We start from the raw sequence: 14,761 nt of genomic DNA, 5'->3' as shown, positions 1-14,761 counted from the left end.
AAGTCACGGCGATGCGCTAAATGCAATACCGCACGATAATAAAGATACTCGGTCAGCTAGTAGCCCTGTTTAGTATCACCATGGTTCCTCCTGCGCTGGTATCACTTATCTATAAAGATGGTGGTGGTCTGCCTTTTATTCTTGCGTTTATCTTCAGCGTTATTGCCGGCTTATTTGCCTATTATCCTAACCGCCATGAGCATGGCGACCTCAAAGCCCGCGAAGGCTTTTTGATCGTGGTACTGTTTTGGCTGGTACTGGGGTCGTTCGCATCCTTGCCCCTGATCTTCCTTGATGCACCAAAACTGTCGCTTGCCGACGCCGTGTTTGAGGCCTTCTCCGGCTTAACGACCACGGGGGCGACCGTGTTGACCGGCATCGAATATCTGCCCAAGTCGGTGCTCTTCTATCGCCAGCAGTTGCAGTGGCTCGGTGGCATGGGGATCATCGTACTCGCGGTGGCCGTGCTGCCCATGCTTGGCGTTGGTGGCATGCAGCTGTACCGCGCCGAAACGCCAGGGCCGGTGAAAGACTCGAAAATGACACCGCGTATCGCCGATACCGCCAAGCACCTCTGGTATATCTATGTATCCCTTACCCTGGCCTGTACCTTGGCCTATTGGGTGGCGGGGATGAGTTGGTTCGATGCCATTTGCCATGCCTTCTCGACCATAGCCATTGGCGGTTTCTCCACCTATGATGCGTCCATGGGCTACTTTGATAGCCCGGTGATCAACCTGATTTGTGTGTTTTTCTTATTAATCGCGGCGGTGAATTTTTCCCTGCACTACGCAGTGGTGGCCAGTCGCAGTCCTAAAGTGTATTTGCGTGACCCTGAATTTAAGGTGTTCTTCTTAATCCAGGTGGCGCTGATCATCGTTTGTTTTGCGGTGTTGTCGTCTAATAATATCTATGCCAATGGGGATGAAACCTTAGATCAGGCCATGTTCCAGGCCGTGTCTATCAGTACCACGGCGGGCTTTGCCACGGATAACTTCTCAGCCTGGCCCTTGTTCCTACCCATTTTGCTCATCTTCTCCAGTTTTATTGGTGGCTGTGCCGGTTCTACCGGTGGCGGTATGAAGGTGGTACGGGTGTTCTTGTTGTACTTGCAGGGCATTCGTGAACTCAACCGCCTGGTCCACCCAAGAGCCATCTATTCCATTAAGCTGGGTCGTAAGGCGCTTCCCGATAAGGTCGTTGAGGCGGTTTGGGGCTTCTTTTCCGCCTATGCCCTGGTCTTCGTGATCATCATGATCAGCCTAATGGGCACGGGCTTAGACAATATCACCGCCTTTTCGGCGACCGCAGCTTGCTTAAATAACCTGGGTCCGGGCTTGGGTGAGGTGGCGGCCCATTACGGTGATATCAGCGATAACGCCAAGTGGATTCTAACCCTGGCCATGGTCTTTGGTCGTTTAGAGATCTTCACCCTGTTAGTACTATTCACCCCAACCTTCTGGCGTGGGTGAGAATTCACAAGAGTGACTCAGGTCACTCTTGTAAATTCGAACGCGAGACACGGATGTCGAGCCGGACCGCAGCGTCAGGATGACTTACTTACACCGAACTCACCTATTGCATATAACGCCACTCTTGGAGCGCCGAACGCGAGGGCGTGGATGCCCGATCCGGGCCCAAGCTTCAGGAAGAATTGTTATCACTATTACCAACTTCAAGCGTCACTCAGGTCACTCTTATTAATTCACCCGCGCCAACCTGAACAAGGCCCTGTGTGTTGCTAAAAGGCAACAATTTATCTATGACCGTGTTCTGGCTATGAAATTAATTTTAAAAAAAGTGCATAAAAAAAATAACTATATGATTTATAACTATTAAATTATTTTTCTCTCTTATCAAAATCTGCCACTTGGCACTTCTATTCAGATAAAAATCATAAAAGCGTGTCGACCATTTGTGTGGTTTCTGAATGAAATCCCCATTAAAAATAACTAACTCCATGAAAAACATGGATTTTATTTCCAAGAGCGTCGAGCTTGTCGCGAAATGGCAACAGAAAAAGCGGTGAAAACCAGAGTGTTTTGGCAAATAAAAAATTAACTTATTGAATTTATTTGATTTTTAATTTTTGGCATCGGATTTGTAATAGTCCTAGAGAATCGAAAATGTGACGGCGAATATGAATTCGTCAAGGTTCACACCAAAACAAGTAGGAAGGAAAGCAATATGAAACCAATGACAGCAACTATCGCTCTGATCACGCTAGCCGCATCAAGCGCAGCATTCGCTGCCGATTTCTCAACTCTTGATGTTGATGGCAACGGTGCTATCTCCGTGCAAGAAGCTGCCGCTGATGCTGCACTAGCCGAGCAATTTGCACAATTAGATAGCGACGGTAACGGCGAGCTTTCACAAGCCGAGTTCGATAAAGCACAGTAATTTTCAGCAGTTATTGCAGTTATCAGTAGGAGTTAATGATGAATAAATCTAAGCATATTTTAGCGCTATGCGCCCTTGTCGGTTCTTCTGCGGCCTTTGCCTTAGCAGCTGACTTCGCCACGATAGACACCGATGGCAATGGCGCCATTAGCATGGAAGAAGCCTCAAAGCACCCAGAGCTAATCAGCCAGTTCAAAGACTTAGACACTAATGTAGATGGCGAGCTGTCTCAAGAAGAGTTCGCTAACGCGAAATAACACAGGGAGTTAACAATGAATAAGACCTCTAAAGCAATCGCCTTAATCGGCTTAGTCAGTGCATCGTCGGCATTCGCGATGGACTTGGAATTTAACAACGTGGACGTAGATAGCGATGGCGCTATCAGCATGGAAGAAGCGGCTCAATATCCTGAATTGATGCAACAGTTCAAGGACTTGGACAGTAACAAAGACGGCCAGCTGAGCGAGCAAGAGTTCGCGGCAGTTCAGTAAGTTTACTTTTTGAATATTTGGAGCAAGTTATGAAAACGACCAATACACTACTAGCTATGGCAATTTTGGCATCATCTTCAACCGCCTTTGCAGGCACTGGTGCGACGTTTGAATCGCTTGATGTTGATGGTAATGGCGGCATCAGCAAGGAAGAAGCGAGCGCCGATGCCGAGGTAATGGCTAAGTTCGATGAGCTTGATATCGATGGTAACGGCGAGCTATCGCCAGAAGAGTTTGCCAATATTGAGTAAACACCTAAATCCATTAGAGAAGCAAAAAGCAGCATTTAGTTTCCAACTAAAGCTGCTTTTTTTTGCTTATAAGAACATGGCGCTGACTTGGAAGAGCTTCTCGACTACATGAATATGCTTTTTGTCGATCAAGAACATGATCACATGGTCGCCGCTTTGAATCACGGTGTCGTCATGGGCGATAAGCACATCATCATTACGCACTATGGCGCCAATGGTAGTGCCCGAAGGGAGTTTGATTTCACTAATGGCACGACCCACCACCTTAGAAGTGTTTTCATCGCCATGGGCCACAGCTTCAATGGCTTCAGCAGCACCCTTGCGCAGTGAGTAAACGTTCACTATATCACCGCGGCGAACATGGGTTAACAGGGCCGATATGGTCGCTTGTTGCGGCGAAATGGCAATATCGATTTCACCACCTTGAACCAGATCCACATAGGCACCACGCTGAATTAGCACCATGGTTTTTTGCGCACCCATGCGCTTGGCCAGCATGGCCGACATGATATTCGCTTCATCATCGTTGGTCACGGCGATAAAGACATCTACCTGCTCGATATGCTCTTCCGACAGCAGCTCCTGATCCGAGGCGTCACCACAGAAAACCACGGTATCATCAAGCATTTCCGAGAGTTGCTCGGCCCGCATAGGATTGCGCTCCAGCAGCTTGACGCTGTGATTTTTTTCCAATGAGCGAGCCAAACCTGCGCCTATGTTACCGCCGCCGGCAATCATGATCTTTTTATATGAACGTTCCAGCTTTTGCAGCTCGCTCATTACCGCGCGAATATGCTTGGTTGCGGCGATAAAGAAGACTTCATCATCGGCTTCGATAACCGTGGTTCCCAGCGGCTTGATGGCCTTACCTTGACGGTAAATGGCGGCAACCCGGGTTTCCACATTGGGAATATGTTCTTTTAATGCCGAGAGTGCATAACCAACCAGCATACCGCCGTAGTAGGCCTTAACTGCTACCAAGGACAGCTTACCGTCGGCAAACTGCAACACCTGCAGGGCGCCAGGGTAGTCGATTAAGCGGCGAATATACTTGGTGACCAGAGCCTCGGGTGCAATGTAGTGATCAACGGGCAGGTCATCATTGTGGAATAACTGCTGGCGATAACGTAAGTATTGTTCCGAGCGGATCCGCGCAATTTTAGTCGGGGTGTTAAAGATACTGTAGGCAACCTGACAGGCCACCATGTTCACTTCGTCGGAGCTCGTCACGGCGATGATCATATCCGCATCTTCGGCGCCAGCCTTGCGCAGCACATCGGGGTGAGCACTGTGGCCATTAACGCCTTGCAAGTCATATTTGTCTTGCAGCTCGCGCAAACGGTCACCGTCGATATCGACCACGGTGATCTCGTTTTGCTCACCCACTAAGTTTTCCGCTAATGTGCCGCCAACCTGGCCTGCACCTAAGATGATAATTTTCATGACTATGTCACTGCTTTATTATTTTTGCGTAGTAAAAACCATCGGTTTCTCCCGGCAACAACTGCCAACCCGGCTGCTGCTCGGTATCCTTATCATGCAACGCTATATGCTTGGCGTCACCATGTTTGGCTAAAAATGCTCGTATTTGCGATTGGTTTTCTTCGCTTAATACCGAGCAGGTGGCGTAAACCAGAGTACCGCCCGGTTTGAGCAGCGGCCAAATGGCGTCCAGTATGCTGGCTTGCAGTTGCGCCAGTTCATCGATATCGCTGCCGCGACGCAGCCACTTGATATCCGGATGACGGCGGATCACCCCGGTGGCCGAGCAGGGCACATCAAGGAGAATACGGTCGAACTGCTCACCTTGATACCATTGCTCTGTTTGCTCCGCCTGGGCGCAGATCAATTCGGCGTTTAAACCGATTCGCTCTAGGTTTTCATTAACGCGCTCAAGGCGCTGAGCATCGGCATCCAAAGCGACGACGCGGGCATCGGCAAGCTCGAGAATATGACAGGTTTTGCCACCGGGCGCCGCACAGGCGTCCAAGATCAATTCACCATCTTGTGGGTCCAGAAGCCTTGCCGCTTGTTGGGCCGCCGCATCCTGTACCGAACAGGCGCCGCGCTCGAATTCGGGCAGGGCAAACACATCCATGGCCTTATCGAGGCGGATAGCATCTTGGAATGCTTCATCTATGCTAAAGCCAATGTTTTGATCAAACAGTTTATCGGCATAGGCATCGCGGCTATTAATGCGATTATTCGCTCGCAGCCACATGGGGGCCTGTTGCTGATTTTCCTCGATAATATCCTGCCATTGCTCTGGGTAATCACGTTGTAGCTTTTTAATCAACCAGCCGGGGTGATTGTATTTGCAGGCATCGATTTGTTCCGCTTGCTCTTCCAGGCCTTGTTGTTGGCGTTGAAAGGTGCGTAGCACGGCGTTAACCAGGCCTTTGAGGCCCACCGCACGCATCGATTTGAGGGCATTGACCGTTTCGGCCACGGCGGCATGCTCGGGCACGCGCATATATTGCAATTGATACAAGCCGACGTAGAGCAGAAATTGATAAACCCGGCTTTTTCCTTTCAATGGCTTTTCGAGTAACTGTTGGCAATAAAATTCCAGGCTCGGCAAATAACGTAAAACACCAAAGCAAATCTGTTGCATTAGTGCCTTGTCTTGCGGGCTTAGATCGCGGCTGTACCTGGGCAGGGCCACAGACAGAGAAATGCCTTTGTCGACCACCTGGTAAAGGGTGTGCGCCGCCTGGGCGCGAACATTACTCACCCTGGTCATCCGCAGTGATTAATGAGCTGCCAACGGTGACCCAGTCGGCACGGCCGTTTAGGAAATCCTGGCTCGACATCGGCTTTTTACCTTGGGGTTGCAGCTCGGTGATGCACAGTGCATCGCTCGCACAGGCGATCACAATGCCACTTTTATCAGCACGTAAAATGGTGCCCGGCGTGCCTTGCTCGGCAACCACCTCGGCTTGCCATACCTTTACCGTATTGCCAGCCATTTCCGTGTAACTAACGGGCCAGGGGTTGAAGGCGCGAATATTGCGCTCTAATTGTGCCGCATCCAGCTGCCAATCCAACAGGGCTTCTTGTTTGGAGAGCTTTTTCGCATAGTTAGCCAACTGCTCGTCCTGTTGCTGCGGCTTAATGGCTTTTATATTTGCCAGCGTTTCAATAAGCGCGGCGGGGCCAAGTTCTGCTAATTTGGCGTACAGGGACGCTGAGGTTTCCTTGGCATCGATGGCGCAACGACTCACGCTGAGCATGTCACCGGTATCTAAGCCTTCATCCATTTGCATTATGGTCACACCGGTTTCATGATCACCGGCCCAAATTGCTCTTTGAATCGGAGCGGCGCCGCGCCAGCGCGGCAGAATCGAGCCATGGACGTTGATGCAACCGAGTTTTGGAGTCTCTAGAATGCTTTTCGGCAGCAGTAGGCCATAGGCGACCACCACCATGATATCGGCATTTAACGCAGCCAATTGTTGCTGCGCTTCTTCACTTTTGAGACTTTCTGGTTGAAACACCGGCAGGTTGTGCTCAAGGGCCAGGGTTTTTACCTCACTGGCTTTGAGTTTTTTACCACGCCCGGCGGGGCGATCCGGCTGGCTATATACGCCAACCAGCTCATGCTCGGAGTCGATTAAGGCCTGCAAATGGCGTGCAGCAAAGTCCGGTGTACCGGCAAATACAATGCGAAGGGCTTGTGTCACTGTGATTCCTTGTAATTAAGCTTTGGCAGCCAGGCGCGCTTCTTTCTCAAGCTTTTTACGGATACGCTGGCGTTTTAACGGCGACAAGTAATCAATAAATAACTTACCAACTAGGTGATCTAGTTCGTGTTGAATACAGATGGCCAATAAACCATCGGCGTCTAAAGTAAACTCTTCACCCTGGGCGTTGAGGGCTTTAACGGTTACGGTTTCGGCGCGATCAACCTTGGCATAAGAATGGGGAACAGACAAACATCCTTCTTCGCTGACGGTAGAACCATCTTTGTGTGTGATCTCTGGGTTGATGAGGATCAAAGGTTCATTACGTTCCTCGGAAACATCAATAACAACAATGCGTTGGTGAATATCAACTTGCGTTGCCGCTAAACCGATACCATTTTCGTCATACATGGTTGCTAACATGTTTTCGGTAATGCTACGAATGCCGTCATCGACTTGTTCGACCGGTGCAGCAATCGTGCGTAAACGTTCATCTGGGAACCTAAGTACTTCTAAAAGTGCCATAATTGCCTTATTAAAAATTGTGCTAAATATCAGGTATTGTGTTATGTTTTTATTTTAGCCATTCGTGTGCACCTTTAACAGGTTATTGGGTAATAAATATAATAAAACAAGCTTTAGGAAGCTCATTACAATGATTAAACAGCTATCAGCTGCCGTATTTGCTCTTGCGGTTGCTTTTCCATCATTAGCAGATGTTTTAGCAGTCAAAGACGACGCACCAGAACAATATGTGGTGAAAAAGGGAGATACACTTTGGGATATCTCTGCTATTTATTTGGACAAGCCTTGGCTGTGGCCAGAGCTTTGGCAAATGAACCCACAAATTGACAACCCACACCTTATTTACCCTGGCGATACACTGTATCTAGTGTACGACGCCCAAGGGCGACCGCGTCTAGTGGTTAAACGCCCGGATAACTATCAGAAACTATCGCCCCATGGTCGTAAGACGATGAAGCGTGACGCGCTACCCACCTTGTCGTTGGAGCTACTGCGTCCGTTTTTAACTTACGACCAGGCTCTCAGTGAAGAAAAGATTAATGCGCAGCCTTATGTACTGGGCGCCAACGAGAATGTGAAACGCTCTACTCAGGGCCATATTCTTTACGTTAAAGGTGACCTGGAACGTAACCGTAGCTATGCCATCTACCACAAAAACCGACCTTATATTGACCCGCAAACCGAAGAATTGTTGGGTTATGAGGTAAAACTGGTGGCTACCGCTAAGGCGTTCCGCAGTGGGGATGTCAATGCTGGTGTGCCTGCGTCCATCTTTGTTGATGGCGTTAAGCGCGAAATCAACGCCGGTGATTTCTTAATGCCGGTTAGCCAAGGTCAGAGTTTGCCTGCGACCTTCCAGATGCGTCGCCCAGAGACTGAAATTGATGGTGAAATTATCGCCTCAAGTAATCAGCTACGCGAATTCAGTAAGATGGATATAGTGGTACTCAACCGTGGCATGGTGGACGAAGTGAAAGCGGGTCATATGTTTGATATTCGTCGTCAGTCACCCACCGTAATCGACGGTCGTGATGGTCCTCAATACAAAGAAGACTCCAGCACCTATGATAAGTTTATGTCGAATATGGAAGAAGGCATGGGCATGGAAGAGGATGCGGACAATAAGACCTGGCATATGCCCAAGGAAAAAGTGGGTGAGCTAATGGTTCTTAAAGTTCAGGAACGCGTAAGCTATGCCATCATTACTAAAACATTACGACCCATTCGTGTCGGAGATGTTGTAAGCGTCGACTAACCGACGCTTTCCGTAACAAGCTTTTGGGTCTTGCTCAAGGAGGGAGCATGACACAGAGTGAATTTATTCCATCGGCCTCTTCTGAGGCCGATTTACTTCGTGCCGATGCCATCTTATTGGCATTAATACGCACCCCAGGTCTTGGCTTGCGTAGCGCCTACTCCTTGCTGCAACACCTTGCCATTAGCGACCTGTTCGATAATACAGAAACGCTTATTGAAGCTGGTTTGCGCCGTGATATTGCTACCCGTTTAACCGCTACTAAACTTGAACCTCTGCAACACCAGCTCAGTGAGTATCAGCGTCAGGGCATAGCTGTGATCAGCCTAGTTAACCCCTTATATCCGCCGTTATTAAAGGAGCTGCCAGACCCACCTTTGTTATTGTTTTGTCTAGGTAATAGCACCTTGTTGAGCCGGCCTCAGGTGGCGATTGTTGGCAGTCGTGGTGCGAGCGTGGGGGGGAAACGCCATGCTTTTGAATTTGCGGCGCAACTGAGTGACGCCGAAATAGTGGTGACTTCGGGTATGGCCATGGGCATAGATGCCAGCGCCCATCAGGGAGCATTGCACAATGGTGGCGCGACATTAGCGGTACTGGGGACGGGAGTTGATTTATGTTACCCGCGCAGAAATAAGGCGCTATGGGAGCAAATAGCCCAGCACGGTTTGTTGGTCAGTGAGTTTTTACCTGGGACCCCGCCACGGGCCCAGCATTTTCCCCGGCGAAATCGCATTATTGCCGGGTTGAGTTTGGCTACCCTAGTGGTCGAAGCGGAGCAAAAGAGTGGCTCTTTGATCACCGCCGAATTGGCGATGGATTATAACCGTGAGGTGATGGCCATGCCGGGGGCGGTGAATAATCCGTATTCCCGTGGTTGTCACGCTTTGATAAAGCATGGGGCGGCCTTGGTGGAAAATGCCGAAGATGTGTTAGCCGAATTAGGTTGTTATCAACAAAAGGGTCTATATATAAATAAGAGGGAAGAGCAAAAAGAGGGTGAGAACACTTTACTTCGCCATATTGGTTTTGAGCCGACCAGCATAGATGCTATTGCGGTGAGTTCGCAGATTCCAATCGCGCAGTTATTAACGCTATTAATAGACCTAGAACTCGAAGGCAGCATTACTAGCACTTCGGGCGGCTATACCAGAGTAGGGGGCGAGTGACATGTTTGATATCCTAATGTATTTGTTTGAAAACTATATTCATAACGAAAGCGAAATTTTCGTTGAAGAGAGCGCGCTTACCGATGAGCTACTGAAGGCCGGTTTTAACAGCCCGGAAATATATAAGGCTCTGGACTGGCTCGAACAACTGGCCCAGCTCCAGCACAGTGATGAATTGCCCTATCTGCACACCGCACCCACTGCGGCCTGCCGCATCTATACCGGCGAGGAAAGCATTAAGCTCGATATGCAATGCCAAGGCTTCCTACTGTTTTTAGAGCAAGTGGGAGTTATCAACAGCACCACGCGTGAAATGGTAATAGACAGGGCCATGGCATTAGATCATGCGCAAATAGCATTGGATGACTTGAAGTGGGTGGTGTTGATGGTGTTGCTCAGTGTGCCCGGCCAGGAGCTGGCCTATGCGCAGATGGAAGATTTGATCTTTGACGACCCTAATCCGACCCTTCATTAAGCTTGATCTTCATCGGAGTCTGAGTATATTGGGCGCACATTAACCAAGGGGCTGGGGTGCGCATGACGAAAATTGATCATTCTTTATTTAATGCCGATAAACACGCGTTGGAAAAAGAGTACGAGGTGTGTCCCGAGTGCGGCAGCGAGCTGGTGATGCGCCATTCCAAATCTGGCGCCTTTTTAGGTTGTGCCAGTTATCCAGCGTGTCATTTTATTCGCCCTTTGCATCAGCATGACACCAGTACCTTAAAAGTCCTTGAAGATAATCCATGTCCTCAATGTAGCGCACCGCTGGCGGTTAAAAACGGTCGTTTTGGTATGTTTATCGGCTGCACCAACTTTCCAGAATGTCACTATATCGCCGATCAGCGCGAGCAAAACGAGCAGGCGAGTACTTTGCCGCCTTGCCCCAAGTGCAAAAAAGGCCATTTAACTCAGCGCAGCAGCAAATATGGTAAGACCTTTTATTCCTGCGATGCCTATCCTAAGTGCAAGTACAGCGTGAATTACCCGCCGGTTGCGGTGGTGTGTGAGCAATGCCATTGGCCGGTCATGATGAAACGCCACTTTGCTGAGGGAGCTATGCTACAATGCCCGCAAAAGAATTGTGGGCACAAACAGCCCGATGATGTGGAGAGCGGACAGTGAGCGATGCAGTGCAGCCGAAAACGGCGCTGAGCAGTTTACAGCAGGGCGAAGTGATCCTTTACCCGACCGAGGCGGTATACGGTTTAGGCTGTGACCCTATGAATCAAGAGGCCGTTGAGGCCTTACTGGCAATCAAACAACGCCCAGTTGAAAAAGGCCTGATTTTAATCGCCGACAACTATGGCCAATTACTTCCTTATGTGGCCGATCATCGCATTCCCATGGATAAACGCGCGGATATTTTCTCGCAGTGGCCAGGCGCTGTGACCTGGGTCATGCCCGCAGCGGCAAGTACGCCGAAGTGGCTCACTGGTGCGTTTGACTCTATCGCCGTACGCGTGAGTGCCCACCCCACGGTTAAGCGCTTATGTCAGGAGTTTGGTGGCCCAATCGTTTCTACGAGTGCGAATCTCAGCGGTCAGGACCCGGTTGCGTCTATCGCCCAAGGACAAGCCACCTTTGGTGATCGCGTTGGCTTTTACGTTGACGAGCCTTTGGGCGGTGGTACCCAGCCAAGTGTGATCAAAGACGCCATGAACGGACAAATCATTCGAGGATAAGCATGCAATCAGAGTTACTGACCCAGGTTAAAGCCTACTTAATGGCGTTGCAGGATAAAATTTGTGCCGGATTAGAAGAAGCCGATGGCGGTGCCAAGTTTGTTGAAGATGCATGGCAACGTGAAGAGGGCGGCGGCGGTCGTACCCGAGTGATCCGTGACGGTAATGTGATCGAACAAGGCGGTGTGAACTACTCTCATGTGTTTGGTGCTTCCATGCCTGCTTCGGCCACCGCTCATCGTCCGGAATTGGCCGGTCGTAGCTTTCATGCCTGTGGCGTATCCCTGGTTATTCACCCGAAAAATCCACATATTCCCACCAGTCATGCCAATGTGCGTTTCTTTATCGCCGAAAAAGAGGGTGAGGAGCCGATTTGGTGGTTTGGTGGCGGTTTTGATTTAACCCCCTTTTATCCACAACTCGAAGATGTAAAGCATTGGCACCAGGTTGCCCATGATTTATGCGTCCCATTTGGTGATGAGGTGTACCCCAAGTATAAAACCTGGTGTGACGAATACTTCTACCTGAAACACCGAGATGAGACGCGTGGCGTTGGTGGACTTTTCTTCGATGATCTTAACCAATGGGGCTTTGAGAAGAGTTTTGCCTTTATGCAGGCAGTGGGTAACGGCTACCTGGATGCTTACCTACCTTTGATTGCAAAGCGTAAAGACACGCCTTATGGCGAGGCAGAGCGTCAGTTCCAGCTATACCGTCGTGGTCGTTATGTGGAATTTAACCTGGTGTGGGATAGAGGCACCTTGTTTGGTTTACAAACCGGTGGGCGTACCGAGTCGATATTGATGTCGATGCCACCTTTGGCGCGTTGGGAATACGACTTTAACCCAGAGCCGGGTTCACCAGAGTCTGAACTCTATGAGCACTACCTCAAACCAAAAGACTGGTTATAAGAGTAGAAAAACGCGGCCGATGCCGCGTTTTTTAGTTGTCGCTATTGATCATATGGGTCGCCAGCTGGGTTAGCGACTGTCGCAAACCCTCACGTAACACCGGATTATCGACTTCCATATCCAGCGCTTTATTCATACAGTACATCCACTGATCTCTAAGCTCCGCGGTCACAGGGAAGGGCATATGGCGTTGACGTAAGCGCGGATGACCATATTTTTCTACAAACAGATCCGGGCCGCCTAACCAACCTGATAAAAATTCAAAGAAGACCTGGCGAATACGATCCAGTGGCTGCGGATGCATATCATATAAGGGCTTGGCGTACGCATCGCTGGCCATTATGTCGTAGAATCGATTTGCGAGGGCACGGGCACCCTGTTCGCCACCCATTAGCTCGTAGGGGGTACGCTCAACATTAGGATGGGCGTCATCCGTACTTTGCTGAGAATTTTTTGCATCTTTGCTAAAGATGCGTTTTAGTAACTGCTTCATGATGCGCTCGATATAAGGAAAGGATAATGGATACATACGCGGTGTTTGGTAACCCCATAGCGCACTCAAAATCACCCCTCATTCACCATGCCTTCGCGGCGCAATTAGGTGAACAAATAGAATATCAGCGCATTTTAGCACCGCTCGACGGCTTTGTTGACTGCGTCAGTGAGTTTTTTCGCCAAGGTGGCTGCGGGGCTAATGTTACCCTGCCATTTAAAGAGCAGGCCTTTGCCATGGTTGATACCCTTAGTGAGCGAGCGCGTCTTGCTGGCGCCGTAAACACCCTAATCCTTGAAGAAGGCGGGGTATTAAGGGGTGATAATACAGATGGCATTGGCTTGGTGAGTGACCTGGAGCGACTTGACGGCTCACTGGCAGGCAAGCATGTCTTGCTAATTGGGGCCGGTGGTGCGGCCAAAGGTGCAGCGCTGCCCTTGCTAGAAGCTGGGGTTGAACAACTGCATGTGGTCAATCGTACCGAGGAAAAAGCACGGCTGTTGGTAGAGCGTATCGGTCAATACCAAAATGTCAGTTATGCGGGCTTAACAGATAAAAACACGCAAAACTGGGATATTGTCATAAATTCAACATCTTCAAGCGTCACCAATGCATTGCCTGGCATTGATCCCAGCTATCTTGAAGGGGCCCAGTTTGCCTACGATATGTTTTATGCTGAGCAGGCCACTTCTTTCATGCGCTGGGCGTCTGAGGTTAATCCGAACGTAGCAACCGCGGATGGTTTGGGTATGTTGGTGGCGCAAGCGGCCCATGCGTATAAACTTTGGCGTGGGCAAATGCCCGAATGTGCGCCTATAATAGCAGCGCTAAAAGAGGGGCGATTATAATGAATCAAGCAATTCAATTTGTTGACAGAGTAGAATACGAAAATGGCGTAATTACCTTTTACGCCATGGTTAATGGGCTGCTTTTACCTTGTATTATTGAGCTTAAAGTAAAGGAGCGCAGCGATGCACTGGCGCATTTTGCCGAGCATCGCTTTGATTATGAAGAGTTGGCCGAGCAACAAATAGAAGAGGAAGCCTTCGGTGAGGAAGGCGAAGTACAAATTAAAGCACTGGCTTAACGTCGTTTAGATATTCTTCCTTTAGACGCACATAGTTATCTGCCGATACCTTTAAGAAGGCGCGTTCTTCATCGCTTAATGGACGCGCCTGCTTTACCGGGCTACCCACGTATAAATAGCCTGACTCAAGGGTCTTGTTTGGAGGCACGAGAGCACCACCACCAATAATGACATCATCTTCCACTATGACGTTATCCATAATAATGGCACCCATGCCAACCAATATACGATTGCCAAGGCGACATCCGTGCAACATGGCCTTATGGCCTACGGTCACATCCTCGCCAATAATGAGCGGATAACCTTCTGGGTTCGAGGCGCTGGCGCGAGTCAGATGCAGTACACTCCCATCCTGAATATTAGAGCGTTTACCGATACGCATATAGTTGACGTCACCTCGAGCGGCAACCAAGGGCCAGATGCTGGCGTCTTCTGCGATTTCTACGTCGCCAACGATTACGGCCGACTCATGAATGTATGCCGACTTATGAACAAGGGGGGATTTATCTTTGTAACTTTGTAAGCTCATATCAGGTTCCTATCACCGAGCTATGACTAGTACCCTAACTCTAACTAGGGGATAGCAGCTACGCAATAAACATTAGTCGTACGAAAAAACGTCATCCATCTAGTTTGCTAAGGGGTTTGAGGTAAGAATCTGGTTAATAATGTAGAAAAAGCATGTCTATCGGCCGCTTTTTAGACGAACGATCTTTTTTTAGCAATTTTCTTTAAAAAAGGGCTTGCGTCGAAATCGAATCTCCCTATAATGCGACCCCACTGAGACGGCAGGCAGCAACGCATAGCGAGG

At 49.4% G+C, this 14,761-nt stretch carries 19 protein-coding genes; 13 read left to right on the top strand and 6 right to left on the bottom strand.

Features of this window, described 5'->3' with window-relative positions; genetic code table 11:
* Positions 1-20: 20 nt before the first annotated feature.
* From C2M36_RS01170 to C2M36_RS01145, 5 genes are all read left to right on the top strand, one after another.
* Complete coding sequence (locus C2M36_RS01170; protein WP_105253363.1) at positions 21-1,472, top strand: TrkH family potassium uptake protein; 1,452 nt, start codon at positions 21-23, stop codon at positions 1,470-1,472.
* 715 nt (positions 1,473-2,187) lie between these two features.
* Positions 2,188-2,400: a calmodulin gene (locus C2M36_RS01160; protein WP_105253361.1), complete on the top strand. Its 213-nt coding sequence runs from the start codon at positions 2,188-2,190 to the stop codon at positions 2,398-2,400.
* A 38-nt stretch (positions 2,401-2,438) separates the two neighbouring features.
* Entirely contained in the window at positions 2,439-2,657 is a 219-nt protein-coding gene (locus C2M36_RS01155; RefSeq protein ID WP_105253360.1) for a calmodulin, read from the top strand.
* A 15-nt stretch (positions 2,658-2,672) separates the two neighbouring features.
* Positions 2,673-2,891 (top strand): calmodulin, encoded by a 219-nt coding sequence (locus C2M36_RS01150; RefSeq protein WP_105188767.1) that lies wholly within the window; start codon positions 2,673-2,675, stop codon positions 2,889-2,891.
* A gap of 29 nt (positions 2,892-2,920) precedes the next feature.
* Positions 2,921-3,142 (top strand): calmodulin, encoded by a 222-nt coding sequence (locus C2M36_RS01145; RefSeq protein ID WP_105253359.1) that lies wholly within the window; start codon positions 2,921-2,923, stop codon positions 3,140-3,142.
* 66 nt (positions 3,143-3,208) lie between these two features.
* On the opposite strand, the gene trkA is transcribed toward C2M36_RS01145, so the two are convergent.
* From trkA to def, 4 genes are read right to left on the bottom strand one after another with little or no spacing between them, the layout of a single operon-like run.
* Positions 3,209-4,585 carry a Trk system potassium transporter TrkA gene (gene trkA / locus C2M36_RS01140; RefSeq protein WP_105201210.1) on the bottom strand — a complete coding sequence of 459 codons (1,377 nt, stop codon included), beginning with the start codon at positions 4,583-4,585 and terminating at the stop codon, positions 3,209-3,211.
* A 7-nt stretch (positions 4,586-4,592) separates the two neighbouring features.
* On the bottom strand, positions 4,593-5,885 hold the full coding sequence (gene rsmB / locus C2M36_RS01135) for a 16S rRNA (cytosine(967)-C(5))-methyltransferase RsmB (RefSeq protein WP_105253358.1): 1,293 nt from the start codon (positions 5,883-5,885) through the stop codon (positions 4,593-4,595).
* A complete protein-coding gene (fmt, locus tag C2M36_RS01130) occupies positions 5,869-6,825 on the bottom strand; it encodes a methionyl-tRNA formyltransferase (protein ID WP_105253357.1) in 957 nt (318 codons plus the stop codon). The genes rsmB and fmt overlap by 17 nt, the downstream gene beginning before the upstream one ends.
* Before the next feature lie 15 nt (positions 6,826-6,840).
* Positions 6,841-7,350 (bottom strand): peptide deformylase, encoded by a 510-nt coding sequence (gene def / locus C2M36_RS01125; RefSeq protein ID WP_105253356.1) that lies wholly within the window; start codon positions 7,348-7,350, stop codon positions 6,841-6,843.
* Positions 7,351-7,480: 130 nt separating this feature from the next.
* Here def and C2M36_RS01120 point away from each other — a divergent pair, with 130 nt between their 5' ends.
* The 6 genes from C2M36_RS01120 to hemF all read left to right on the top strand — a co-directional run bounded on the left by C2M36_RS01120 (position 7,481) and on the right by hemF (position 12,370).
* Positions 7,481-8,605, top strand: coding sequence for a LysM peptidoglycan-binding domain-containing protein (locus C2M36_RS01120; RefSeq protein WP_105253355.1), 1,125 nt, complete (start codon positions 7,481-7,483; stop codon positions 8,603-8,605).
* A gap of 47 nt (positions 8,606-8,652) precedes the next feature.
* Positions 8,653-9,774: a DNA-processing protein DprA gene (gene dprA / locus C2M36_RS01115; protein WP_105253354.1), complete on the top strand. Its 1,122-nt coding sequence runs from the start codon at positions 8,653-8,655 to the stop codon at positions 9,772-9,774.
* A 1-nt stretch (position 9,775) separates the two neighbouring features.
* Entirely contained in the window at positions 9,776-10,249 is a 474-nt protein-coding gene (locus C2M36_RS01110; protein ID WP_105253353.1) for a DUF494 family protein, read from the top strand.
* 62 nt (positions 10,250-10,311) lie between these two features.
* Positions 10,312-10,899: a DNA topoisomerase family protein gene (locus C2M36_RS01105; RefSeq protein WP_105253352.1), complete on the top strand. Its 588-nt coding sequence runs from the start codon at positions 10,312-10,314 to the stop codon at positions 10,897-10,899.
* A complete protein-coding gene (locus C2M36_RS01100) occupies positions 10,896-11,459 on the top strand; it encodes a Sua5/YciO/YrdC/YwlC family protein (protein ID WP_105188776.1) in 564 nt (187 codons plus the stop codon). The genes C2M36_RS01105 and C2M36_RS01100 overlap by 4 nt, the downstream gene beginning before the upstream one ends.
* A gap of 2 nt (positions 11,460-11,461) precedes the next feature.
* Entirely contained in the window at positions 11,462-12,370 is a 909-nt protein-coding gene (gene hemF, locus C2M36_RS01095) for an oxygen-dependent coproporphyrinogen oxidase (RefSeq protein ID WP_105253351.1), read from the top strand.
* Between the two features lie 31 nt (positions 12,371-12,401).
* Here the strand turns inward: hemF and C2M36_RS01090 are convergent, their stop codons facing one another.
* Entirely contained in the window at positions 12,402-12,863 is a 462-nt protein-coding gene (locus C2M36_RS01090; RefSeq protein ID WP_105188790.1) for a group II truncated hemoglobin, read from the bottom strand.
* Between the two features lie 26 nt (positions 12,864-12,889).
* On the opposite strand from C2M36_RS01090, the gene aroE reads away from it, so the two are divergent.
* A complete protein-coding gene (aroE, locus tag C2M36_RS01085; protein ID WP_105188778.1) occupies positions 12,890-13,711 on the top strand; it encodes a shikimate dehydrogenase in 822 nt (273 codons plus the stop codon).
* Entirely contained in the window at positions 13,711-13,950 is a 240-nt protein-coding gene (locus tag C2M36_RS01080) for a DUF1488 family protein (protein ID WP_105188779.1), read from the top strand. The genes aroE and C2M36_RS01080 overlap by 1 nt, the downstream gene beginning before the upstream one ends.
* Here C2M36_RS01080 and C2M36_RS01075 read toward each other — a convergent pair.
* Positions 13,934-14,479: a gamma carbonic anhydrase family protein gene (locus C2M36_RS01075; protein WP_105188780.1), complete on the bottom strand. Its 546-nt coding sequence runs from the start codon at positions 14,477-14,479 to the stop codon at positions 13,934-13,936. The two genes, C2M36_RS01080 and C2M36_RS01075, sit on opposite strands and share 17 nt — an antisense overlap.
* Positions 14,480-14,761 lie beyond the last annotated feature (282 nt).

This window comes from Pseudoalteromonas sp. T1lg75 (assembly GCF_002964705.1).
Classification (GTDB): Bacteria; Pseudomonadota; Gammaproteobacteria; order Enterobacterales; family Alteromonadaceae; genus Pseudoalteromonas.
The sequence above is the reverse complement of the archived record's forward strand: the minus strand, read 5'-3'. Positions and strand labels throughout refer to the sequence as shown.

Bases quoted from the DNA above. Each gene is read 5' to 3' on its own strand.
- C2M36_RS01090 (WP_105188790.1), bottom strand. From the start codon at position 12,863: ATGAAGCAGTTACTAAAACGCATCTTTAGCAAAGATGCAAAAAATTCT.
- C2M36_RS01075 (WP_105188780.1), bottom strand. From the start codon at position 14,479: ATGAGCTTACAAAGTTACAAAGATAAATCCCCCCTTGTTCATAAGTCG.
- C2M36_RS01105 (WP_105253352.1), top strand. From the start codon at position 10,312: ATGACGAAAATTGATCATTCTTTATTTAATGCCGATAAACACGCGTTG.
- aroE (WP_105188778.1), top strand. From the start codon at position 12,890: ATGGATACATACGCGGTGTTTGGTAACCCCATAGCGCACTCAAAATCA.
- C2M36_RS01170 (WP_105253363.1), top strand. From the start codon at position 21: ATGCAATACCGCACGATAATAAAGATACTCGGTCAGCTAGTAGCCCTG.
- C2M36_RS01120 (WP_105253355.1), top strand. From the start codon at position 7,481: ATGATTAAACAGCTATCAGCTGCCGTATTTGCTCTTGCGGTTGCTTTT.
- rsmB (WP_105253358.1), bottom strand. From the start codon at position 5,885: ATGACCAGGGTGAGTAATGTTCGCGCCCAGGCGGCGCACACCCTTTAC.
- C2M36_RS01080 (WP_105188779.1), top strand. From the start codon at position 13,711: ATGAATCAAGCAATTCAATTTGTTGACAGAGTAGAATACGAAAATGGC.
- C2M36_RS01145 (WP_105253359.1), top strand. From the start codon at position 2,921: ATGAAAACGACCAATACACTACTAGCTATGGCAATTTTGGCATCATCT.
- trkA (WP_105201210.1), bottom strand. From the start codon at position 4,585: ATGAAAATTATCATCTTAGGTGCAGGCCAGGTTGGCGGCACATTAGCG.
- C2M36_RS01155 (WP_105253360.1), top strand. From the start codon at position 2,439: ATGAATAAATCTAAGCATATTTTAGCGCTATGCGCCCTTGTCGGTTCT.
- C2M36_RS01160 (WP_105253361.1), top strand. From the start codon at position 2,188: ATGAAACCAATGACAGCAACTATCGCTCTGATCACGCTAGCCGCATCA.
- def (WP_105253356.1), bottom strand. From the start codon at position 7,350: ATGGCACTTTTAGAAGTACTTAGGTTCCCAGATGAACGTTTACGCACG.
- C2M36_RS01110 (WP_105253353.1), top strand. From the start codon at position 9,776: ATGTTTGATATCCTAATGTATTTGTTTGAAAACTATATTCATAACGAA.
- dprA (WP_105253354.1), top strand. From the start codon at position 8,653: ATGACACAGAGTGAATTTATTCCATCGGCCTCTTCTGAGGCCGATTTA.
- hemF (WP_105253351.1), top strand. From the start codon at position 11,462: ATGCAATCAGAGTTACTGACCCAGGTTAAAGCCTACTTAATGGCGTTG.
- C2M36_RS01150 (WP_105188767.1), top strand. From the start codon at position 2,673: ATGAATAAGACCTCTAAAGCAATCGCCTTAATCGGCTTAGTCAGTGCA.